Source organism: Kitasatospora sp. NPDC015121 (assembly GCF_055562955.1).
This window is the reverse complement of record NZ_JBVHEH010000016.1, coordinates 207,324-227,227: the sequence shown is the minus strand read 5'-3', so window position 1 is coordinate 227,227 and position 19,904 is coordinate 207,324. Positions and strand designations below refer to the sequence as shown.

Here is a 19,904-nt window from a genome sequence, read left to right as displayed (position 1 = left end):
GCGGGGGCGCTGCGCGGGGGTGGCGCGCCGGCGGCGGGGGCGGACGGCCGGTATTTGGGCGGACACTTCGACGGGCCCGGGGGGCCGGGGGGCGGGGGGGGGGGGCGGCCGGGCGCCCCCCCCCCGACCGAGGGTCAACGCGCCTTGCGGCGCGAACCGGGGCGGCGTTCGCTCGGCCGGTAGACCGGCTCGCCCGCCGCGGTGGCGGCGTCCCGGCGGGTGGCCCCGAAGTCGGCCAGCGCCTGGGCGAGCGCGGACGCGGACGGGGCCGGGGCCATCACGTCCACCCGCAGGCCGTGCTCCTCCGCCGTCTTGGCGGTGGCCGGGCCGATGCAGGCGATGACGGTCACGTTGTGCGGCTTGCCGGCGATGCCGACCAGGTTGCGGACGGTCGAGGACGAGGTGAACAGCACCGCGTCGAAGCCGCCGCCCTTGATCGCCTCCCGGGTCTCGGCCGGCGGCGGCGAGGCGCGCACCGTGCGGTACGCGGTCACGTCGTCGACCTCCCAGCCGAGCTCGACCAGGCCGGCCACCAGGGTCTCGGTGGCGATGTCGGCGCGCGGCAGCAGCACCCGGTCGATCGGGTCGAACACCGGGTCGTACGGCGGCCAGTCCTCCAGCAGGCCGGCCGCGGACTGCTCGCCGGAGGGCACCAGGTCGGGCTTGACGCCGAAGTCGACCAGCGCCTGCGCGGTGGTCTCGCCGACCGCCGCGACCTTGATGCCGGCGAACGCCCGGGCGTCCAGGCCGTACTCCTCGAACTTCTCCCGGACGGCCTTGACGGCGTTCACCGAGGTGAAGGCGATCCACTCGTAGCGGCCGGTGACCAGGCCCTTGATCGCCCGCTCCATCTGCTGCGGGGTGCGCGGCGGCTCGACCGCGATGGTCGGCACCTCCTGCGGCACCGCGCCGTACGAGCGGAGCTGCTCGGAGAGGCCGTGGGCCTGCTCCTTGGTGCGCGGGACGAGCACGTTCCAGCCGAACAGCGGCTTAGTCTCGAACCACGAGTGCGAGGCCCGGTGGGCGACCTGCTCGCCCACCACGGCTATCACCGAGGTCGCCGGGTCCACCGGGGCGGAGACCGGCGAGGGCAGCACCCGGGCGGCCTTCAGGTCGGCGGCGATGGCGGCCAGCGTGGAGGTGAAGGTGCGCTGCCGGGTGGTGGTGCCGGAGAGCGTCGCGGAGAGCGCCGCGTCGGGCTTGCGGCCGTGCGCCACCAGCGAGTTGGCGGTCGCGGGCAGCTGGCCCAGGGTGGTCCGCACCACCAGGGTGGTCTCCGGCGCGCCGAGGTCGACGACCTGGCCGGCCAGCAGCGCCTCGGCGTCCACGAAGCGGACGTCGGCGCCCTGGCCGCCGCGCAGCGGGACGCCCGCGTAGGCGGGCACGCCCACCGACTGGGCGACGCCGGGGACGACCTCGAACGGCACGCCGGCCTTGGCGCAGCGCAGCATCTCCTGGGCGGCGCAGCCGTCCAGGCCGGGGTCGCCGTCGACGGTGCGGACCAGGTGGCGGCCGGCCTTGACGGCGTCGGCGGCCAGGTCGGCGAGCTCCTTGCCGGCGTCGGCCGGGTCGATGACCTGGACGCCGCTGGGACAGTGGGTGCGGACGGCGGCGGCGGTCAGCGGGTCGGCGATCAGCACGTCGGCGGTGCCGAGCACGTCGACGGCGCGCAGGGTGAGCAGCCCGGGGTCGCCGGGGCCGGCGCCGAGGAAGGTGCAGCGCCCTGCGGGCGGGTGGAATCCGGCGGCGGTCATCGGGCGCGCTCCCCCATCAGGTCGGCCGCTCCGGTGTCGAGCAGCCGGGCGGCCAGGGCGCGGCCCAGGGCCGCGGCCTGCTCCTCGGCGGTCTCGTCGGGGACGAGCGGGCCGTTGGCGGACATCTTGAGCAGTTCGGTGCCGTCGGTGCTGCCGACCACGCCGTCCAGGCGCAGTTCGGTGCCGGCCCAGGTCGCCAGCGCGGCGACCGGGGCGGAGCAGCCGGCCTCCAGGGTGGCGAGCAGGGCGCGTTCGGCGACCACGGCGGCCCGGGTGGGGCGGTGGTCGAGCCGGGCCAGGACGGCGGCCAGGGTCGGGTCGACGCACTCGACGGCGAGCGCGCCCTGCCCGGGGGCGGGCAGCATCAGCTCGGGGTCGAGGTGCTCGGTGATCTCGGCGGAGCGGCCGAGCCGGTTGAGGCCGGCGGTGGCCAGCACCACGGCGTCGAGCTCGCCGGAGGCGACGTAGTGGATCCGGGTGTCGACGTTGCCGCGGATCGGCACGGTCTCCAGCTCGGCGCCGCGGGCCCGGGCCCAGGCGTTCAGCTGGGCCATCCGGCGCGGAGAGCCGGTGCCGATCCGGACGGTGCGGCCGGCGCTCTTGCCGACCAGCTCGGCCAGGGTCAGGCCGTCGCGGGCGACCAGCGCGTCCCGGACGTCCTCGCGCTCGGGGACGGCGGCCAGCAGCAGCCCGGCGGGGGCGGCGGTGGGCAGGTCCTTGAGCGAGTGGACGGCCAGGTCGATCCGGCCCTCCAGCAGGGCGTCGCGCAGGGCGGAGACGAACACCCCGGTGCCGCCGATCTGGGCCAGCGACTCGCGGGAGACGTCCCCGTACGTGGTGATCTCGACCAGCTCCACCCGGCGGCCGGTGATCTCGGCCACCGCCTCGGCGACCATGCCCGACTGGGCCATGGCGAGGGCGCTGCGGCGGGTGCCGAGGCGCAGCGGCGTCACTGTCTCTGGACCATTCATGAGGTGATCGTCCTGGTCGTGCTGGGGGGCTGACGGGGTGTTCATCTGGTGGCTCCGGCGGGCGGGGCGGTGGCTCCGGCGGGCGGGGCGAGGGCGGCCTGGGCGGCGGGGACGCCGCCCGGCGGGATCGAGGATCCCGCCTGGGCGCCGATCGGGGTGCCGGAGACAGCGTGCACCGCCGCGGGGTCCAAGTCGAACAGTTCGCGCAGGGCCTCCGCGTAGGAGGCTCCGCCGGGTTCGGCGGCGAGCTGCTTGACCTTGACGGTCGGGGCGTGCAGCAGTTTGTCGACCACCCGGCGGACGGTCTGCGAGATCTCGGCGCTGGAGCGCTCGTCGAGGTCCGGCAGCCGGGCGGTGAGGCGGGCGAGCTCGCTGCTGACCACCTCGGAGGCCATGGCGCGCAGGGCGACCACGGTCGGGGCGATCCGGGCGGCGCGCTGGGCCTGGCCGAAGGCGGTGACCTCGTCCGCGACGATGGTGGCGACGGCGTCCACGTCGCCGGCGCCGGGGGTGGCGGCGTGCGCGTGCGAGAGGCTCTCCAGGTCGACCAGCAGGGCGCCGTCGAGGGCGTGCACGGCGTGGTCGACGTCCCGGGGCATGGCCAGGTCGAGGAAGGCCAGCGGGGAGGCGGCGGTCCGGGCGGCGAGCGCGGCGGCGACCTCGGGGGCGTCGATCACGGTGCCGGCCGCGCCGGTGCAGGAGATCACCAGGTCGACGTCGGCGAGCGCCTGCGGGACCTTCGCGAAGTCCAGGACGCGGGCGGCGCCGCCGAGGATCTCCACCAGCCGCTCGGCCCGGGCCCCGGTGCGGTTGGCGACCAGCAGGTCGGTGACGCCCGCGCGGACCAGGGTGGCGGCGGCCAGCGAGCTCATCGAGCCCGCGCCGACCACCAGGGCGCGCTTGCCGGCGACCGGGCCGGCGCCGGCCGCGACCTGCTCCAGGCCGAAGGTGACCAGCGACTGGCCCGCCCGGTCGATGCCGGTCTCGCTGTGCGCGCGCTTGCCGACCCGCAGCGCCTGCTGGAACAGCTCGTTCAGGCCGCGGCCCGCGGTGTGCTCCTCCTGGGCCTTGGCGAGCGCGTCGCGCAGCTGGCCGAGGATCTGGCCCTCGCCGACGACCATCGAGTCCAGGCCGCAGGCCACCGAGAACAGGTGGTGGACGGCGCGGTCCTCGTAGTGCACGTACAGGTGGGGGGTGAGCTCGTCCAGGTCGACGCCGCTGTGCCCGGCGAGCAGCTGGGACAGCTCGGCGACGCCCGCGTGGAACTTGTCGACGTCGGCGTACAGCTCGATCCGGTTGCAGGTGTTGACCAGCGCGGCCTCGCCGACGGTCGCCGAGGCGGCGGCGTCGTGCAGCAGCCGGGTCGGGGTCTGGCCGGTGAGCGCGGCGCGTTCCAGCACGCCGACGGGCGCGGTCCGGTGGCTCAGACCGACTACCAGAAGACTCATGCCCCCACCTCGTCGTGACGGATGTTCGTGCTCACGCCGGCATCACCGCGGACAGGTCGTCGTCCGGACCGCCCTTGGCGGCGGGCGCGGCCTTCGCCTGCTCGGCCTTGCCGCCGGCGGCGGCCCGGCGCAGCTTCGCGGCGGCGGCGCGGACCGGGCCGGGGGCGCGGTCGAGCACCGAGTCGCCGGCGGCCGGTTCGTCGCCGGCCTTGCGCTGCTCGTGGAAGGCGAGGATCTGCAGCTCTATCGACAGGTCGACCTTGCGCACGTCCACGCCGTCCGGGACGGTCAGCACGGTCGGGGCGAAGTTCAGGATGCTGGTCACGCCGGCCTCCACCAGCCGGTCGCAGACCTGCTGGGCGGCGCCGGGCGGGGTGGTGATCACGCCGATCGAGACGTGCTGGGTGGCGACGATCTCCTCCAGCTCGTCCATGTGCCGCACGGGCAGGCCCGCGGCGGTGCTGCCGACCACGTGGGGGTCGGCGTCCAGCAGCGCGGCTACCCGGAACCCGCGGGAGGCGAAACCGCCGTAGTTGGCGAGGGCGTGGCCCAGGTTGCCGATGCCGACGATGACGACCGGCCAGTCCTGGGTGAGGCCCAGCTCGCGGGAGATCTGGTAGACGAGGTACTCCACGTCGTAGCCGACGCCCCGGGTGCCGTAGGAGCCCAGGTAGGAGAAGTCCTTGCGGAGTTTCGCGGAGTTCACCCCGGCGGCGGCGGCCAGCTCCTCGGAGGAGACGGTCGGGACCGAGCGCTCGGAGAGGGCGGTCAGCGCCCGCAGGTAGAGCGGGAGGCGGGCCACGGTCGCCTCCGGGATGCCCCGCGCACGCGAGGACCTGCGCGCGGCGCCCGGGTCGGGCGTCTGCGAACTGCTGGGTGAGGGTCGGCCGATTGCCACGTTGCTCCTGTGGGTGAAGCTGGGCTTGGACCGCCAGGCTATGCGTTTGTGAACGTGTGCACAAAGATGGTGTCCGATTTGTCCCCGAACAGTGACACGCATCACTCGTAACCCGCCGAACCGATCAGCGCCCGCGGGCCCTCCACCCCGGCCGGCCACGGCCCGAGCGGCGCCACCCGGCGCCGCAGCGGCGCCCCGCCCCCGGCCCGGGACGCCCGCGACGGGCCCAGCCGGGGCCACGGCACCGCCGGCTGCTCCGGCGCCCGCTCCTCCGGGCAGCCGCCGGTCCGGCGGCAGTGCCGCAGCAGCTCCACCGTCGCCCGGGCGTCCCCCAGCGCGGTGTGCGCCGGGAACCAGCCGAGGCCGGCCGCGTCCACGCACGCCGACAGCCCGTACCCGCCCGCCTCCGGCAGCTGCCGGCGGGCCATCCGCATCGTGCACAGCAGCGGCACCGGCGGCAGCGCCACCCCGATCCGGGCGAACTCGCGCTCCAGGAACGCCCGGTCGCACGTCACGTGGTGGCCCACCAGCACCCGGCCGGCCAGCAGCTCCAGCAGCCTCGGCGCGATCTGCCGGAACCTGGGCGCCCCGAGCACGTCGCCCTGGGCTATCCCGTGCACGTGCGTCGGCCCGACCGGGCCGCACGGGTCCACCAGCGTGGCGAACTCCCGCTCGGCCCGCAGCCCGGCGTCCAACTGCACCACGGCGACCTCGACCACCCGGTGGCGCCAGGGGCTGCGACCGGTGGCCTCGACGTCGACGACGGCGTAGCCGTTCATCGCGCCCTCCTCTTGCACGGCCCCCGGCGGACACGGAAACCGTTCGATCGTAAGCCGAGGGGCGGGCGAACTCCTAGGGCGATCTTCGTCGGACGTCCACGAAGCAGTGCCGGGGCGGCCCGGCGGGGCCGGGCCGGTCAGGCGCCGAGCGCCTTGCGCAGCCGCTTCTCGTCCACCCGCCAGAAGTCGTGCTGGCGCCCGTCGATCAGGGTGACCGGGATCTGCTCGGCGTACTGCTCGTAGAGGGCCGGGTCCCGCAGGATGTCCTTCTCCTCGAAGGACACGCCGAGGTCGGCGGTGACCCTCAGGACGACCGCGCGGGCGTCCTCGCAGAGGTGGCAGCCGGGCTTGCCGATCAGCGTGACGACGGTGTCGGCGGGGTTCTTCTTGGCGCGTCGCAGCAGGTTCACCGGTTCATTGTGCCGCCGCGCGTTCACTGCGGCGGCACTCCTCCGACACGGGGTCGGGCGGCCGCGCTGACTATGCTCGTCGCATGGCCGCGCTGCGAAGGCTCACCCAGTCAAGGCGTCCCACCGACGACCGGACCGCCCTGGCGGGCGAGGCCGCGGCCGACGCCGCCAGCGCCCAGCTCCCGCCCGAGGAGCGGGCCGCCCCCGCGGAGCCGGCGGGGGACCACACCCCGGAGCCCGGGGACGTCCGGGCCGCCGCGTTCTTCGACTGCGACAACACGATCCTGCGCGGGGCGGCGATCTTCTACCTGGGCGTCGGGCTGTACCGGCGGCGCTTCTTCTCCCGCCGCGACCTGGCCCGCTTCGCCTGGCAGCAGGCCGCGTTCCGGCTGCGCGGGTCGGAGAACCCGGAGCACATCGCCGACGCCCGGGACAGCGCGCTCGGCCTGGTGGCCGGCAAGCGCACCGCGGACCTGGAGCAGATCTGCGAGGAGATCTTCGAACCGGTGCTGGCCGAGAAGGTCTGGCCGGGCACCCGGGCACTGGTGCAGATGCACCTGGACGCCGGGCAGCGGGTCTGGCTGGTGACGGCCGCGCCGCAGGAGGTGGCCCGGCTGATCGCGCGCCGGCTGGGCATGACCGGCGCGCTCGGCACCGTCGCGGAGACCGCGGACGGCGTCTACACCGGGCGGCTGGTCGGCGGGATGCTGCACGGCCCGGCCAAGGCGGCCGCGGTGCAGGCGCTGGCCCGCCGCGAACAGCTGGACCTGGCGCGCTGCGCGGCGTTCAGCGACTCCGCCAACGACATCCCGATGCTGAGCCTGGTCGGCCACCCGTACGTGATCAACCCGGACGGGGCGCTGCGGCGGCACGCGCGGGCGATGGGCTGGCGGGTGCGGGACTTCCGGACCGGGCGGAAGGCGGCCCGGATCGGCCTCCCGGCGGCGGCCGGGCTCGGCGTGCTGGCCGGGGCGGCCGCGGCGGCGGTCGCAGTGCACCGCCGACAGCGGGCCTGACCGGCGCTCCGGCGGCGGGCCCGGGCGGTGCTCGGACGGGCGCGTCAACGGCGTGGCGGCGGGCGCGTCAACGGCGTGGCGGCGACACGCCCCCGCACGGGTGGTCGTGGCAGGTCGGCGGGGGTGAACCCGTCGGCGCGGACGGATGGTTCGGGACCGTCCGGCGGTGACCGGAACTGATCGTTCGGCGGTCGGCCAAAGTCGTGGGTTGGGGCCGCAGATGGCGGGGAAACCCGGCCAGCGCACCGCTCTTCGGTCACCCGACGTGCACAAGTGGTCACATTGAGCCGGGTGGATGGCGCCAACTTCGGTCACCGGCAGGTGAATATGCGCAAGAAGTGGACCTCATCCGACCACTTCGACCACGCGGTGTAGCTGTCATTGCACAAAGCGTTATTCTCTCCTGGATGCACGCCACCCGAACGTCCCCGTGACGGGTGGTCCGTGCGGCGTGCTCTCCGCACAGGCGGAGGTGATCCGTCCACAGTTCTGCCTCTGGGAGTCCCGTGTACCCACCCGTCCGGAACGACGCGCCAGCCACCTCCCGCCCGTCGACCGCCACTCTGCGCCGCGGTGTGCGCCTGGAACGGCTGTGGGCCGCGATCCGCGAGTTCGAACTGGCCGTCCCGCAGCCCGCGGTGGCCGGCCCGGCGTTCGCCGCGCCCGCGCCCGCCGCCCCCGTGGCGTTCGCCGCGCCGCTGCTGCGCTCGACCGCCACCGGCCCGACCGCCGCCGGCAGCCCGTCCGGCGGCACCGCCCCGGGGGCGCGGACCCGCACGGTGCCCGCCCCCGGCACCCGGGGCCGCTCCCGCAGCGCGCCCGCCGGGCCCGGCTACGACACCGAGCACAACCCGGTGGTGGAACTGGTCGAGCGGGCCCAGAACGGCGAGAGCGAGGCCTTCGGGCGGCTCTACGACCACTACGCCGACACCGTGTACCGGTACATCTACTACCGGGTCGGCAGCCGGGCCACCGCCGAGGACCTGACCAGCGAGACCTTCCTGCGCGCGCTGCGCCGGATCGGCACCTTCACCTGGCAGGGCCGCGACTTCGGCGCCTGGCTGGTGACCATCGCCCGCAACCTGGTGGCCGACCACTTCAAGTCCAGCCGGTTCCGGCTGGAGGTCACCACCGGCGAGATGCTGGACTCCAACGAGTGCGAGCGCAGCCCCGAGGAGTCGGTGCTGGAGTCGCTCTCCAACGCCGCCCTGCTGGACGCGGTGCGCCGGCTCAACCCGCAGCAGCAGGAGTGCGTCACGCTGCGCTTCCTGCAGGGCCTCTCGGTGGCCGAGACGGCCCGGATCATGGGCAAGAACGAGGGCGCCATCAAGACCCTGCAGTACCGGGCGGTGCGCACGCTGGCCCGCCTGCTGCCGCCGGACGCCAGGTGACCCGCCGACCGTGGACGCGATAGCCCGCGGACCGTGGCCGCCGCCCCCGGCGCCCGACGGGCCGTCAACCCGCCCCGGGCGCGGGCACGTCCGGGTGACGGGGCGGTCATCTGCTCTGCTTAATACGCCAGGGGGGTCGTGCGTAACCGACTCCCGACACCGCTCGTTGGCCAGCGTGCAATCCGCCACCGGGCCCGCAGTCAAGTGCGAACTCGAGCTGTCACCCGATGGTGTGGTTTCGGCCTGTCGGGACAACCAACCGGCGGGCCACGGTGTCGAAAACGACGAAGGGAGGTGTGGCCCGTGACGGCAAACGTGCTGGAGCACCGGCGGGCGAAGTCCTTCGCCGAGGCGCTGGAGGCCCACCAGAGTGACCACCGGAGCAGCGGCTCGCACCGGGCCGGCTCCGCCGCCATGACCGAACTCCTCGCCACGGCCGACGCACTCGGCGCGCTGCCCGCGCCCGGGCTGGCGGCCGAGACGCGGACGGTCCAACGCGCCCAGCTGGTGGCCGCGTTCGAGCAGCAGTGGTCCGGCGGCGCGCCCACCGCGGTCCTCCCCGCCGCGCACGGCCGGCGCGCCCGTCGCTCCCGCTGGGGCCGCCGCCTGGCGATCGGCGGCCTGGTCGCCGGCGTCGCGGTCGGCTCGCTGGCCGGAGCCGCCGCCGCGTCCACCAACGCCCTTCCCGGGGACGCCCTGTACGGCATGAAGCGCGGCCTGGAGGGCCTGCGCCTGGACTGGGCGGACAGCGACACCGAGCGCGGCGCCCTGCTGCTCCAGCAGGCCTCCACCCGGCTCGACGAGGCGCAGAGCCTGCTCGGCCGCGCCGACAGCCCCACCGCGCTCAGCCCCGGCACCGTCGACCAGGTCCGCCGCGCGCTCGACGACATGCACGCCGAGGCGCTGCGCGGCCGCGACCTGCTGCGCGCGGTCTACCGCACCGACGGCTCGCTCGCCCCGATGCGCCAGCTCGCCGGCTTCGCCGGGGAGGACCGGCGCTGGACGGCCCTGCAGTCCAAGCTGCCCTCCGGGCTGAGCACCCAGGCCTCCAAGGTCGACCGGCTCTTCGACGACATAAGCGAGGACGTCGCGCCGCTGCGCCTGGGACAGGCCCCGGGCCAGGGCGGCAGCGGCGGCGGCGCGTCCTCCGGGGGCGGCACGGGCGGCGGCGCGGGCGGCGGCGGCACGGGGGGCACGGCGGGCGGCGGGACGGAGCAGCAGCCGCTGCTGCCCGGCGTGCCGGTCACCGGCGGCGTGGTCGGCGGGCACGACCCGGCCACCGCGCCGTCCTCCCGGGCCACCCCGAGCGCGCCCGGCGGCGGCACCTCGGGCGGCCTCGGCGACCTGCTGGGCGGCCTGACCGGCAGCGGCGCCTCGCCCGCCGCGTCCGGCTCCCCGGCCGCCGGGGGCGCCCCCGCGGGTGCCTCCCCGGCCGCCTCCGGCTCCCCGGCGGCCCCGCCGGCGGACGGCGGGCAGGGCATCACCATCCCGCCGCTCATCCCGGGCCTGCTGCCCGGGCTGACGCTGAAGTAGCGGCCGGGCCCGGGTAGCGCCGGGGCGGGCGCCGTCCCGCCCCGGCGCTACCCGAAGACCGACCGCCGCTGCACCAGCAGCTTGTACAGCGTGTGCTGGATGGTCTCGCGCACCTGGTCGGTGAGGTTGAAGACCAGCATCGGGTCCTCCGCCGCGTCCTTCGGGTAGCTGTCGGTGGGGATCGGCTCGCCGAACTGGATGGTCCACTTGGTGGGCAGCGGGATCGCGCCGAGCGGTCCGAGCCAGGGGAAGGTCGGCGTGATCGGCACGTAGGGCAGGCCGAGCAGCCGGGCCAGCGACTTGAAGTTGCCGATCATCGGGTAGGTCTCCTCGGCGCCGACGATCGAGCAGGGCACGATCGGCACGCCGGCCCGCAGCGCGGAGGCGACGAAGCCGCCCCGGCCGAAGCGCTGCAGCTTGTAGCGGTCGGTGAAGGGCTTGCCGATGCCCTTGAAGCCCTCGGGCCAGACGCCGACCACCTCGCCGCGCTCCAGCAGGGTCTGCGCGTCCTCGTTGCAGGCCAGGGTGTGTCCGGCCTTGCGGGCCAGCTCGTTGACGACGGGCAGCACGAAGACCAGGTCGGCGGCGAGCATCCGCAGGTGCCGGTCGGCGTGGTCGTGGACGGCGACCTGGGTCATCAGGGCGTCCAGCGGGATGGTGCCGGAGTGGTTGGCGACGATCAGCACGCCGCCCTCGGCGGGGATGTGCTCGGTGCCGCGGACCTCGATCCGGAAGTACTTCTCGGCGAGCGGGCGGAGCAGGCCGAGGAAGACCTCCTCGGTGAGCTCCCGGTCGAAGCCGAAGTCGTCGACCTCGTAGTCGCCGGTGAGCCGGCGGCGCAGGAAGCCGAGGCCGTTGGCGGCGCGCTGCTCCCAGCCCTTGCCGAGGACCCGGGTGGCGGTGGCGCCGAGCTGTCCGGCGAGGGCGGTGCCGACGCCGTCGGCGATCCGGTCGGCGAGGCCGGGGCGGGCGTCGGGGTCGGGTCCGCTCCAACTGGGGGCGGACTCGATCGGGATGACCTTGGCCGCCGGATCGGCGGACTCCCGGGCGGCTGTCATCGCGGCCTCGTTTCCTGGTTCCGGGTGGGGTGGTTCCGGGTGCCGGAGCGGTCGCCGAGCGCGTCCGCGAGCCGGTCGGTGACGGCGGTCAGCCGCTCGGGCGGCAGCGGCCCGGGCGGGCAGTGCGCGACGAAGTCGGCGAAGGTCTCGGAGGTGGTCCAGCGCGGGGTGTAGCCGAACCGGTCGCGCAGCTGGACGGTGTCCACCACCCGTCCGTGGGTGAGCAGTTGGAGCTGTTCCTGGGAGAACGCCCGGTCGGCGGGGGCGGACAGCCCCCGGGCCAGCCGGGCGACCAGGCCGAGCGCGGGCCGCAGCAGCGGGACGGTGGGGCGGCCGAGCCGGCGGGCGCACTGGGAGAGCAGCAGGACGCCGTCCCCGGCGACGTTGTAGGTGCCGGTGGGGGCGGCCAGCGCGGCCAGCCGGAGCACCTCCTGGGCGTCGTCCTCGTGGACGAACTGCAGCCGGGGGTCGTGGCCGAAGGCGGTGGGCAGCAGCGGCAGGCGGAAGTACGCGGCGAGCGGGGTGTCGCCGTCCGGGCCGAGGATGTTGGCGAAGCGCAGCACGGTGACGGCGACGTCGGGGCGGCGGCGGGCGAAGCCGCGGACGTAGCCCTCGACCTCGGCGGCGTCCCGGGCGAAGCCGCCGGGGGGCAGCGCCTTGGGCTGGGTGCCCTCGCCGAACACGGCGGGGTCGCGGGGCGCGGAACCGTAGACGGCGGTGGTCGACTTGACGACCAGGCGGCGCAGTCCGGGGGCCTGCTGGCAGGCGCCGAGCAGCTGCATGCTGCCGATGACGTTGCTCTCCTTCACCGCGGCCCGCCCGCCGTGGCCGAGCGCGGTGACGTTGAGGTGCACGACGGTGTCCACGCCGTGCTCGGCGATCACCCGGGCGATCGCCGGGCGGCGCGGGTCGACCTGGGCGTACCGGACGCCGAACGGCAGCCGGGACGGCGGCGGGGCGGCGTCCACCCCGACCACCCGGTCGACCTCGGGGTGCTCGGAGATCCGCTCGGCGAAGCGCGCGCCCAGCGGGCGCGCCACGCCGGTGACGAGCACGACCTTGCCCACGATGCCCCGACCTCCCTGGATGCCCACCCTGGTGTGCACCGTACCGCGCGGAGGTCACGGGGGCTCGAACGCCACTGCCCGCCCGGGGGATTTCTCCTCCGGGCGGGCAGTGGCACACCGACGGCGCCGGTTCTACCTGCGTCGCTGAACGCGTGTGCGGGGTCGTCCCCCGCAGGAGCGAGGAAGGCGCCGACCGGTGTTACTTCTTGTTGCGACGCTGGACGCGAGTCCTCTTCAGAAGCTTGCGGTGCTTCTTCTTGGCCATACGCTTGCGACGCTTCTTGATGACAGAGCCCACGGAATTTCCTCGCTCACTCGGACCCGCGCCCGTGAGAGACGGGAGTCCATACGACTGACGGAGGGCCTAGCCTACCGTCCACGTCGCGTTTGCCGTAATCGGTGCCCCGGTGGGGCTCCGGCCTACGCGCTTTCCAGGCGCACGTAGGACTCCTGGAGGTACTCGTGCACCTTCTGCTCGGGCACCCGGAAGGAGCGTCCGACCCTGATGGCCGGAAGCTCGCCGCTGTGCACGAGGCGGTAGACCGTCATCTTCGACACCCGCATCACCGAGGCGACCTCGGCCACGGTCAGGAAGACGACATCCTGCAGGGGACGCTCGCCGGAACTCATGACCCATCACCCGACCCTTACCCGTGTGCAAGGCACCGGCTTCCCCTCCGGTGACTCCACCGGCACACGTGTATCCCCAGAGTAGTTATACGTGGTACGGGTGGGAAGAGGGGGGCCGTCACCTGTTGTACGGTGCGAGATCCGCCCGTTGCAGTACGTAGTCGCTCAGCGGGACGTAGCAGCTGGGAGCGGAGCCGTCCTCCAGCGGGACGACGACCTCCACCAGGCCGTCCGCCTCGGCGGCGAACGGGGCGACGTCGTTGCAGTCGGCGATGCCGCCGGCCGGGATGCCGAGGCGGCCCGCGCCGCAGAGCCAGCCGTGGTCGCCCAGCACCAGGTCGGGCGGGCGGTGGCCGGCGTCGGCGAGGGCGGTCAGGGCGAGCCGGACCGGCAGCGGGGAGTGGGTGTGCGCGAGGTCGCCGGGCCCCGGCCGGCCGGGGCCGTCGGGGCCGTCCAGGGCGCGCACGACCAGGACGCCGTCGAGCACGTCGAGGTAGCGGGGGCGCTCGCCCTCGGGGGTGGGCTCGCGGAAGCGCGTGCCCCGCGCGGGGGTGTGCACGGTGCAGCCGGCCGCTTCGAGCGCCTCGGCCAGCGCGCGGTGGAAGCCCGCCAGCTTGTTCGGGTGGCCGGTGCCGGCGAGCACGCCGCCGCGCCGGTCGGCGGTGCGGCGCAGCAGGGCGGCGAGGCGGTCCAGCGCGTCGAGGGTGCGGTCGGGGTCGATGGAGTCGGCGCCCTCGGTGTGGCGCGGGTCGGGGTTCACGCCGGCCCGTTCGGCCATCAGCTCCAGCACCGCGTCCTCGTCGCGGCGGGCGGCGGGGTCGAGGCCCATCAGGGCCTTGGGGTCGCCCTGGGCGAACAGCCGGTAGTGCCGGAGGTTGTTCTGCCGGGGGGTGGGGACCTCGGGCCCGGCCAGCCGGTGCTTGACCAGGTAGGCGCGGAGCTCGTCGCGGGCGCTCACGGGATCAGTCCGTGGTGCGGGAGGACGGCCCGGCGGGTGGCCAGGATGGCCTGGTCGAGGCGGTCGGCGGGGTCGTAGCCGCCGTCCTGGAAGTCGGCCCAGCGCGGGGTGGCGCCGTCGGTCATCCGGAGCGGGGCGGGGCGGCGGGTCAGCCGGTAGGTCTCGGCGCGCCAGGCCTCGGGGGTCTCGGTGGCCGGGTCGACGGGGTGGCCGGCGGCGGTGGCGACCAGGTGGGTCCAGGTCCGGGGCACCACGTCGACCACGGCGTACCCGCCGCCGCCGGTGGCGATCCAGCGGCCCTCGGCGTGCTCGTGGGCGAGGCGGTGGACGGCCTCGGCGACGATCCGCTGGGCGTCGACGGTGACGGCGAGGTGCGCGAGCGGGTCCTCGACGTGGGTGTCGGCGCCGTGCTGGCTGACGATCACCTGCGGGCGGAACGCGGCCAGCAGTTCCGGCACCAGGGCGTGGAAGGCGCGCAGCCACCCGGCGTCGCCCGTCCCGGCGGGCAGCGCGAGGTTGGCGGCGCTGCCCGGGGCGTCCGGGCCGCCGGTCTCGGTGGCCCAACCGGTCTGCGGGAACAGCGTGCTGGGGCTCTCGTGCAGCGAGACGGTCAGCACCCGGGGGTCGTTCCAGAACGCCTGCTGGACGCCGTCGCCGTGGTGGACGTCCACGTCGACGTAGGCGACCCGCTCGGCGCCGAGTTCGAGCAGCCGGGCGATGGCCAGCGCCGGGTCGTTGTAGACGCAGAAGCCGGACGCCTGCCCGGGCATCGCGTGGTGCAGCCCGCCCGCGAAGTTGACGGCGTGCGGGGCCTCCCCGCGCCAGACCGCCTCGGCGGCGGCCACCGACTGTCCGGCGATCAGCGCGGAGGCGGTGTGCAGCCCCGGGAAGGCCCAGTTGTCGTCCGTGCCCAGCCCGTGCGCGAGGTCCGCGGCGGACGGGTCGGCGGCGGCGCGCTTCACCGCGGCGACGTACTCGGCGGTGTGCACCAGCCGCAGCGTCGACTCCCCCGCGGGCGGCGCCGAACGCACCGTCACGGACGGCCGGTCGGTCAGCCCGAGCGCCTCGACCAGCCGCATCGTCAGCGCGAGCCGGGTCGGGTCCATCGGGTGGCCGGGGCCGAAGTCGTATCCGGTCTCGGCCTCGTCCCAGAACAGGTGCAGTCCGCAGGAGGTTTCCGCCATGCCCCACACCGTATCGGTGGCGGCCCGGACGGGCGGACCCGCCGGGCCGGGCCCGCCGGGGGCGCGGTCCCGCCGCGCGGGCCGGTCAGGCCGGGGCGTCCGCCGGGGCGGGCCGTGCGGCGGGGGCCGGGACGAAGTGCGGGGCGAGCGGGAGGACGGCCAGCACGAGGAGCATGGGGGCGCAGAAGGCCCAGCGGTAGTCGGAGAGTTCGGCGAGGGCCCCGACCAGGGGGGAGCCGATCAGGAAGCCGACGTAGTTGAACAGGTTGAGGCGGGCGACGGCGGCGTCGCTGGCGTGCGGGAAGAGGCGGCCGCCGGCGGCGAAGACCTGCGGGATGATCGCGCAGATGCCGAAGCCGAGGACGGTGAAGCCGAGGATCCCGGCCCGGGCGCCGGGGGCGAGGACGGCGATCAGGAAGCCGGCGGCGGCCACGGCGGTGCCGGTGCGGACCACCGGGAGGACGGTGAAGCGCTGGACGGCGCGGTCGCCGACGGCGCGGCCGAGCAGCATCGCGACCATGTAGCCGAGGTAGGAGAACTTGGCGAGGTCCTCGGGGCTGTGCAGGCCGTCGGTGAGGTACTTGACGCTGTAGTTGGAGACCGAGGCGTCCGCGATGTAGGCGAAGGCCATCACGGCGCACAGCGGCAGCAGCGGCTTCCAGGGGATCCGGCGGGCGGCCAGCGCGGCGGCCTCGCGGACGGCGTCGCCGAGTTCGGCGGGGCCGGCGAACCAGCGGCCGGTGACGATCGCGGCGGGGACCAGGACGGCCGAGGCGCCGCCGAACAGGACGGGCAGTCCGGTGTCCCAGTGGGCGCCGACCGCGGCGAGCGCGGCGCCGACGATGCCGCCGAGGCTGAACGCGGCGTGGAAGCCGATCATGATGCTGCGGCCGTAGCGGTGCTGGAGGCCGACGCCGAGCATGTTCATGGAGGCGTCCAGGGCGCCCACCAGGAGACCGAACAGGCCGAGGGCGAGGGCGAGTTGCCACAGCTGCGAGCCGAGGCCGGTGAGCGCCAGGGTGAGGCAGAGGGCGGGCTGGACGACCCGCAGGACGCCGCGCGCGGTGGTGCGTTCGACCAGCCGCTCGGAGGTGATCGAGCCGACGCCGGCCAGGATCGGGACGGCGGCGAGGAAGACCGGCAGCAGGCCGTCACTGAGGCCGTAACGTTTCTGCAGATCGGTGATGCAGGTGACCAGCAGGGCGAAGGTGGTGCCCTGCAGGAAGAACGAGACCGCCAGCGCGGCCCGGGCCCGCCGGAGCCGGGCGGTGGGTTCGGCCGTGGCCGTGACCTGCATCGGGACCTCGCTCACCACCGACGCTACCGGCCGGTACGCAACTGTTGGGCAGAGCGTAGGCGGTCGGCGGCGCCGGCGGGAGGGGTGCGACGGGATCAGTTCGGCAGCAGGGCGATCGCCTCCGGCAGCGTGCCGAGCAGGCCGGTCGCGCCCGCCGAGGTGAGCTTGGCCGGGTCGGTGAGCGCGGCGTACCCGTACACGTCCATGCCGGCCGCGCGGGCGGCCAGCACGCCGTTGCGGCTGTCCTCCAGGACCAGGCAGCGGGCCGGGTCGACGCCCATGGTGCGGGCGGCGTGCAGGAACAGGTCGGGGGCGGGCTTGCCGACGCCGACGTCCTGGGCGGAGAACAGCAGCTCGTCGGTGAAGTAGCCGGACAGGCCGGTGAGGCGGTGCGCGGTGCGGATCCAGGAGTGGTGGGCGGAGGAGGCGACGCAGTAGCGGACGCCGCGCTCCCGGAGGTGGCCGAGCAGTTCCTCCGCCCCGGCGACCGGCCGCAGCTCCTCCGCGAAGGCGGTGAACACCCGGTCGTGGAACAGGTCGTCGAAGCCGTCCGGGAGCTTCGCCCCGTACCGCTCGGCGACCACGTCGTGCACGGTGTGCGCGGCGGTCCCCATGAAGTCCCGGTAGGAGTCCTCGGTGCTGGTGGGGTAGCCGAGCTCGGTCAGGTACTCGGCGAGCACCCGGTTGGAGATCGGCTCGCTGTCCACCAGCACGCCGTCGTTGTCCAGGATCAGCAGGTCGTAGCTCACGGGGTCGCTCATGCCGTCCGAGCCTACTTGCCGCCGCCGGCCAGCTCCCGGGAGCGGTCCCGGGCGGCCTCCAGGGCGCCGAGCATGGCGGCCCGGACGCCGTGGTTCTCCAGTTCGCGGATGGCGGCGATGGTGGTACCGGCCGGGGAGGTGACGGCCTCGCGGAGCTTGACCGGGTGCTCGCCGGAGTCGCGCAGCATCACCGAGGCGCCGATCGCGGACTGCACGATCAGCTCGTGCGCGACCTGCCGGGGCAGGCCGAGCAGGATGCCCGCGTCGATCATCGCCTCGACCAGGAAGTAGAAGTACGCCGGGCCGGAGCCGGACAGCGCGGTGGCGGCGTCCTGCTGGCTCTCCGGGACGCGCAGCGCCTTGCCGACCGAGCGGAAGATCGCCTCGGCCCGGACCAGGTGCGCCTCGGTGGCGTGCGAGCCGCCGGAGATCACGCTCATGCCCTCGTCGACCAGGACGGGCGTGTTGGGCATCACCCGGACCACCGGCGTGCCGGGGGCGAGCCGCTCCTCGAACCAGCCGGTGGGGATGCCGGCGGCGGCCGAGACGACCAGCTTGTCGGCGGCGACGTGCTCGGCCAGCTCGTCCAGCAGGGTGCCCATGTCCTGCGGCTTGACCGCGAGGATCAGGGTGTCGGCGAGCTTGGCGGCCTCCGCGTTGGTGACGACGGTGACGCCGTACCGGTCGGCCAGCTCGGTGGCGCGCTCGGCCCGGCGGGCGGTGACCAGCACGTCGGCGGGCGAGGTGCCGGCCCGCAGCAAGCCGGAGAGCAGGGCCTCGCCGATCTTGCCGGTCCCGAGGAAGGCGATCTTCTGGCCGGCGGTCGTGGTGTCGCTCATGGGCCCCTCCGTGCACTGCGGTTGCGGTTCCTGGGCGCCATCTTGCCCCGGGAGCGGCCGGCCCCGGCGGAGGCGTCCACCCTGCGGGCGCGGGGGGCGGCGCGGAGGCGGCGCGGGGCCGGGGCCCCCGGGCCCGTAGGGGGAATCTCAGGGGCCCCGGCTCTGGATTCCGGCGCCGGGCGGGAGCACCGTGGAGGCATGGGAAACGGAGAGCTGTCAGGACGCGAGAACCGCCAGGTCGCCGTCGCCGCGGCGACGCTCGGACCGTGGCGGACGGCGGCGACGGTGGGCGCGGTGGTCGGCGGCGCCACGCTCGCGGTCGAAGTGGTCACCCTGGACTGGTCGTTGGACATCCTGTCCCTCCCGGTCAGCCTGGGCCTGTTCGTCTTCTTCCTGGTCGGCACGGTCGGCGGCCGACTGCGCGGCGGCGAACGGCGGCTGCGCCGCTGGGCGGACGCGCACCCGTGGCAGTCGGTGCTGCCGGCCGCCGGGGCGCTGTGGGGGCTGGACACCCTGGTGCTGTGGCTGCTGGGCGACCACAGCCTGTTCGGGGCCCTGTTCACCGCCCTGCTGCCGGCCGGCGCGCTGCTCGCGGTGGCGGGCGTGGTGGGCTCGGTGAAGGCCGCCCGCCAGGGCTGACGCCGCGTCACGTTCCCCCCCGTCGTCGGGGGTGTCGTCGGTGGACGACATAATCCCGGCCGTGCCGACGATAGAAGAGCCGGGTCCGGGGTCCTCCGGGCCCGGCGGAGACGACGACCCCTTCGAGGGGCTGGTGCTGGACGAGGAGTTCGTCCGGTCCGCGACGAACAAGGAGGCGTCCGGGCGCTCCCGGATGCTGGCCGCGCGGTGGAAGCGGAACCCGCCGCCGGAGAACGAGCCCTGGCGGCCCGCCACCGCGGGCCGCCCGGACGACCACCGCCGGCGCCGCGCCGGCCGGGGGCCGTCCGCCCCGCGCCGCCGCTTCCGCCCCGGCGTGGGCGCCGGGCTGGCGCTGCTGCTGGTACCGGTCCTGGTGCTGGCCGGCCTGGCCTCGCTCGACGACGGCTCGGCGCTGGCGCCGCGCTCCTCCGCGCTCCCGACCCTGGGCGCCGAGACCGCTCCGCCGAGCAGCGCCCCTCCCGCCGTCGCCCCGGAGGTGCCGACCCCCGAACGCCCCTGGGCGGGCGCGCCCGCCGAGTCCTGGCCGAACGGCGCGGACGGCATCGGCATGCCCCCGGCCACGCCCGCGACGGGCGCGTTCGGCGCCGGGCAGGTGGCCGCCAACCTGGCGGCGGTGAAGGCGTACCTGGTCGCCGGCAACCTCGACCCGCGGGTGCTGTCCGGCGCGACCGCCCAGCCCGTCCTGGACCTGCTGGACGAGCAGGACGCGGCGGACCTCGCCGGGGCGCTGGCCCACCCGACCGCCGAGGACGACCCGACCTCCTGGCTGAGCCGCTTCGACCCGGCCCGGGCGGTGCCGGTCACCGACCAGGTCAAGGTGCAGGGCTCGGTCACCTTCGAGGACGACGGCGAGAACGGCATGCTGGTGCACACCGACGTGACCTACGTGTACGCGCTGCGCCCCGGCCCGGACGCCGGGAAGTCCGCCGGCGGCGCGCGGCCGGCCTCCTGGGCGCGGGCCGACCACGGCCGGGAGGTGGCCCGGGAGATCGTCCGGCGCTCGCAGGACTTCCGGTTCCACGACCCGGCGCGCTACCGGGTGACGCCCGGCAAGCCGGTGCTGGGCCGGAGCAGCAGCGAGTTCGGCAACAACCGGTGCGAGACCGGCTCCGGCTACCTGGAACCGGAGTTCGACTTCCTGCGGGCCGCCGCGACCGGCCCCGCCCCGAGCGGTCCGGAGTCCGACCCGTACGACCGGACCCGGCCGTTGCGGGCGGACGGGGAGTGCGGGCGGGTCAGCCGCACCTGAC

At 75.4% G+C, this 19,904-nt stretch carries 20 protein-coding genes; 5 read left to right on the top strand and 15 right to left on the bottom strand.

All coding sequences use genetic code 11. The annotated features are described in order from the left end of the window. Positions 1-134: 134 nt before the first annotated feature. The 6 genes from ACZ3J7_RS25190 to ACZ3J7_RS25165 all read right to left on the bottom strand — a co-directional run bounded on the left by ACZ3J7_RS25190 (position 135) and on the right by ACZ3J7_RS25165 (position 6,260). Complete coding sequence (locus ACZ3J7_RS25190; protein ID WP_376054335.1) at positions 135-1,754, bottom strand: bifunctional uroporphyrinogen-III C-methyltransferase/uroporphyrinogen-III synthase; 1,620 nt, start codon at positions 1,752-1,754, stop codon at positions 135-137. Beyond that, complete coding sequence (hemC, locus tag ACZ3J7_RS25185) at positions 1,751-2,725, bottom strand: hydroxymethylbilane synthase (RefSeq protein ID WP_465624939.1); 975 nt, start codon at positions 2,723-2,725, stop codon at positions 1,751-1,753. The genes ACZ3J7_RS25190 and hemC overlap by 4 nt, the downstream gene beginning before the upstream one ends. Positions 2,726-2,766: 41 nt before the next feature. Then, positions 2,767-4,173 carry a glutamyl-tRNA reductase gene (locus ACZ3J7_RS25180; RefSeq protein WP_465624937.1) on the bottom strand — a complete coding sequence of 469 codons (1,407 nt, stop codon included), beginning with the start codon at positions 4,171-4,173 and terminating at the stop codon, positions 2,767-2,769. 31 nt (positions 4,174-4,204) lie between these two features. Next, positions 4,205-5,071, bottom strand: a complete 867-nt coding sequence (locus ACZ3J7_RS25175) for a redox-sensing transcriptional repressor Rex (RefSeq protein ID WP_465624936.1) — start codon at positions 5,069-5,071, stop codon at positions 4,205-4,207. Between the two features lie 101 nt (positions 5,072-5,172). Continuing rightward, the gene (locus tag ACZ3J7_RS25170; RefSeq protein WP_465624934.1) at positions 5,173-5,850 is read right to left on the bottom strand and encodes a 3'-5' exonuclease; all 678 of its coding nucleotides are present in this window, start codon (positions 5,848-5,850) and stop codon (positions 5,173-5,175) included. A 137-nt stretch (positions 5,851-5,987) separates the two neighbouring features. Next, on the bottom strand, positions 5,988-6,260 hold the full coding sequence (locus ACZ3J7_RS25165) for a glutaredoxin family protein (protein ID WP_465624932.1): 273 nt from the start codon (positions 6,258-6,260) through the stop codon (positions 5,988-5,990). Positions 6,261-6,343: 83 nt separating this feature from the next. Here ACZ3J7_RS25165 and ACZ3J7_RS25160 point away from each other — a divergent pair, with 83 nt between their 5' ends. The 3 genes from ACZ3J7_RS25160 to ACZ3J7_RS25150 all read left to right on the top strand — a co-directional run bounded on the left by ACZ3J7_RS25160 (position 6,344) and on the right by ACZ3J7_RS25150 (position 10,200). Next, positions 6,344-7,276 carry an HAD family hydrolase gene (locus tag ACZ3J7_RS25160; RefSeq protein ID WP_465624930.1) on the top strand — a complete coding sequence of 311 codons (933 nt, stop codon included), beginning with the start codon at positions 6,344-6,346 and terminating at the stop codon, positions 7,274-7,276. A 506-nt stretch (positions 7,277-7,782) separates the two neighbouring features. After that, positions 7,783-8,667: an ECF subfamily RNA polymerase sigma factor, BldN family gene (locus ACZ3J7_RS25155; protein WP_465624928.1), complete on the top strand. Its 885-nt coding sequence runs from the start codon at positions 7,783-7,785 to the stop codon at positions 8,665-8,667. Positions 8,668-8,970: 303 nt separating this feature from the next. Then, complete coding sequence (locus tag ACZ3J7_RS25150; protein WP_465624926.1) at positions 8,971-10,200, top strand: DUF5667 domain-containing protein; 1,230 nt, start codon at positions 8,971-8,973, stop codon at positions 10,198-10,200. Between the two features lie 47 nt (positions 10,201-10,247). Here the strand turns inward: ACZ3J7_RS25150 and ACZ3J7_RS25145 are convergent, their stop codons facing one another. The 9 genes from ACZ3J7_RS25145 to proC all read right to left on the bottom strand — a co-directional run bounded on the left by ACZ3J7_RS25145 (position 10,248) and on the right by proC (position 17,994). Continuing rightward, positions 10,248-11,258 (bottom strand): lysophospholipid acyltransferase family protein, encoded by a 1,011-nt coding sequence (locus tag ACZ3J7_RS25145; RefSeq protein WP_465624924.1) that lies wholly within the window; start codon positions 11,256-11,258, stop codon positions 10,248-10,250. Then, entirely contained in the window at positions 11,255-12,325 is a 1,071-nt protein-coding gene (locus ACZ3J7_RS25140; RefSeq protein WP_465624922.1) for an NAD-dependent epimerase/dehydratase family protein, read from the bottom strand. Before ACZ3J7_RS25140 ends, ACZ3J7_RS25145 begins: the two co-directional genes overlap by 4 nt. A gap of 199 nt (positions 12,326-12,524) precedes the next feature. Then, positions 12,525-12,623, bottom strand: coding sequence for a 30S ribosomal protein bS22 (locus tag ACZ3J7_RS25135; RefSeq protein WP_003948845.1), 99 nt, complete (start codon positions 12,621-12,623; stop codon positions 12,525-12,527). Positions 12,624-12,745: 122 nt separating this feature from the next. Continuing rightward, on the bottom strand, positions 12,746-12,955 hold the full coding sequence (locus tag ACZ3J7_RS25130; protein ID WP_014136488.1) for a helix-turn-helix domain-containing protein: 210 nt from the start codon (positions 12,953-12,955) through the stop codon (positions 12,746-12,748). Positions 12,956-13,073: 118 nt separating this feature from the next. Then, positions 13,074-13,913, bottom strand: coding sequence for a phosphatase (locus ACZ3J7_RS25125; RefSeq protein WP_465624920.1), 840 nt, complete (start codon positions 13,911-13,913; stop codon positions 13,074-13,076). Further along, complete coding sequence (locus tag ACZ3J7_RS25120; protein WP_465624918.1) at positions 13,910-15,097, bottom strand: acetoin utilization protein AcuC; 1,188 nt, start codon at positions 15,095-15,097, stop codon at positions 13,910-13,912. The genes ACZ3J7_RS25125 and ACZ3J7_RS25120 overlap by 4 nt, the downstream gene beginning before the upstream one ends. A gap of 85 nt (positions 15,098-15,182) precedes the next feature. Continuing rightward, positions 15,183-16,394 (bottom strand): MFS transporter, encoded by a 1,212-nt coding sequence (locus tag ACZ3J7_RS25115; RefSeq protein ID WP_465624953.1) that lies wholly within the window; start codon positions 16,392-16,394, stop codon positions 15,183-15,185. Positions 16,395-16,489: 95 nt separating this feature from the next. Continuing rightward, positions 16,490-17,143: an HAD family hydrolase gene (locus ACZ3J7_RS25110; RefSeq protein ID WP_465624951.1), complete on the bottom strand. Its 654-nt coding sequence runs from the start codon at positions 17,141-17,143 to the stop codon at positions 16,490-16,492. A 23-nt stretch (positions 17,144-17,166) separates the two neighbouring features. Continuing rightward, complete coding sequence (proC, locus tag ACZ3J7_RS25105) at positions 17,167-17,994, bottom strand: pyrroline-5-carboxylate reductase (RefSeq protein ID WP_465624916.1); 828 nt, start codon at positions 17,992-17,994, stop codon at positions 17,167-17,169. Between the two features lie 198 nt (positions 17,995-18,192). Between proC and ACZ3J7_RS25100 the strand changes: the two genes are divergently transcribed. Continuing rightward, positions 18,193-18,633 (top strand): hypothetical protein, encoded by a 441-nt coding sequence (locus tag ACZ3J7_RS25100; protein ID WP_465624915.1) that lies wholly within the window; start codon positions 18,193-18,195, stop codon positions 18,631-18,633. A gap of 61 nt (positions 18,634-18,694) precedes the next feature. Then, complete coding sequence (locus ACZ3J7_RS25095) at positions 18,695-19,903, top strand: SCO2583/SCO2584 N-terminal domain-containing protein (protein ID WP_465624913.1); 1,209 nt, start codon at positions 18,695-18,697, stop codon at positions 19,901-19,903. The last annotated feature ends 1 nt before the right edge of the window (position 19,904 follow it).

Coding starts and splice junctions, on each gene's coding strand:
- ACZ3J7_RS25100 (WP_465624915.1), top strand. CDS start 18,193: ATGGGAAACGGAGAGCTGTCAGGACGCGAGAACCGCCAGGTCGCCGTC.
- ACZ3J7_RS25145 (WP_465624924.1), bottom strand. CDS start 11,258: ATGACAGCCGCCCGGGAGTCCGCCGATCCGGCGGCCAAGGTCATCCCG.
- ACZ3J7_RS25115 (WP_465624953.1), bottom strand. CDS start 16,394: ATGCAGGTCACGGCCACGGCCGAACCCACCGCCCGGCTCCGGCGGGCC.
- ACZ3J7_RS25180 (WP_465624937.1), bottom strand. CDS start 4,173: ATGAGTCTTCTGGTAGTCGGTCTGAGCCACCGGACCGCGCCCGTCGGC.
- hemC (WP_465624939.1), bottom strand. CDS start 2,725: ATGAATGGTCCAGAGACAGTGACGCCGCTGCGCCTCGGCACCCGCCGC.
- ACZ3J7_RS25190 (WP_376054335.1), bottom strand. CDS start 1,754: ATGACCGCCGCCGGATTCCACCCGCCCGCAGGGCGCTGCACCTTCCTC.
- ACZ3J7_RS25170 (WP_465624934.1), bottom strand. CDS start 5,850: ATGAACGGCTACGCCGTCGTCGACGTCGAGGCCACCGGTCGCAGCCCC.
- ACZ3J7_RS25130 (WP_014136488.1), bottom strand. CDS start 12,955: ATGAGTTCCGGCGAGCGTCCCCTGCAGGATGTCGTCTTCCTGACCGTG.
- proC (WP_465624916.1), bottom strand. CDS start 17,994: ATGAGCGACACCACGACCGCCGGCCAGAAGATCGCCTTCCTCGGGACC.
- ACZ3J7_RS25160 (WP_465624930.1), top strand. CDS start 6,344: ATGGCCGCGCTGCGAAGGCTCACCCAGTCAAGGCGTCCCACCGACGAC.
- ACZ3J7_RS25120 (WP_465624918.1), bottom strand. CDS start 15,097: ATGGCGGAAACCTCCTGCGGACTGCACCTGTTCTGGGACGAGGCCGAG.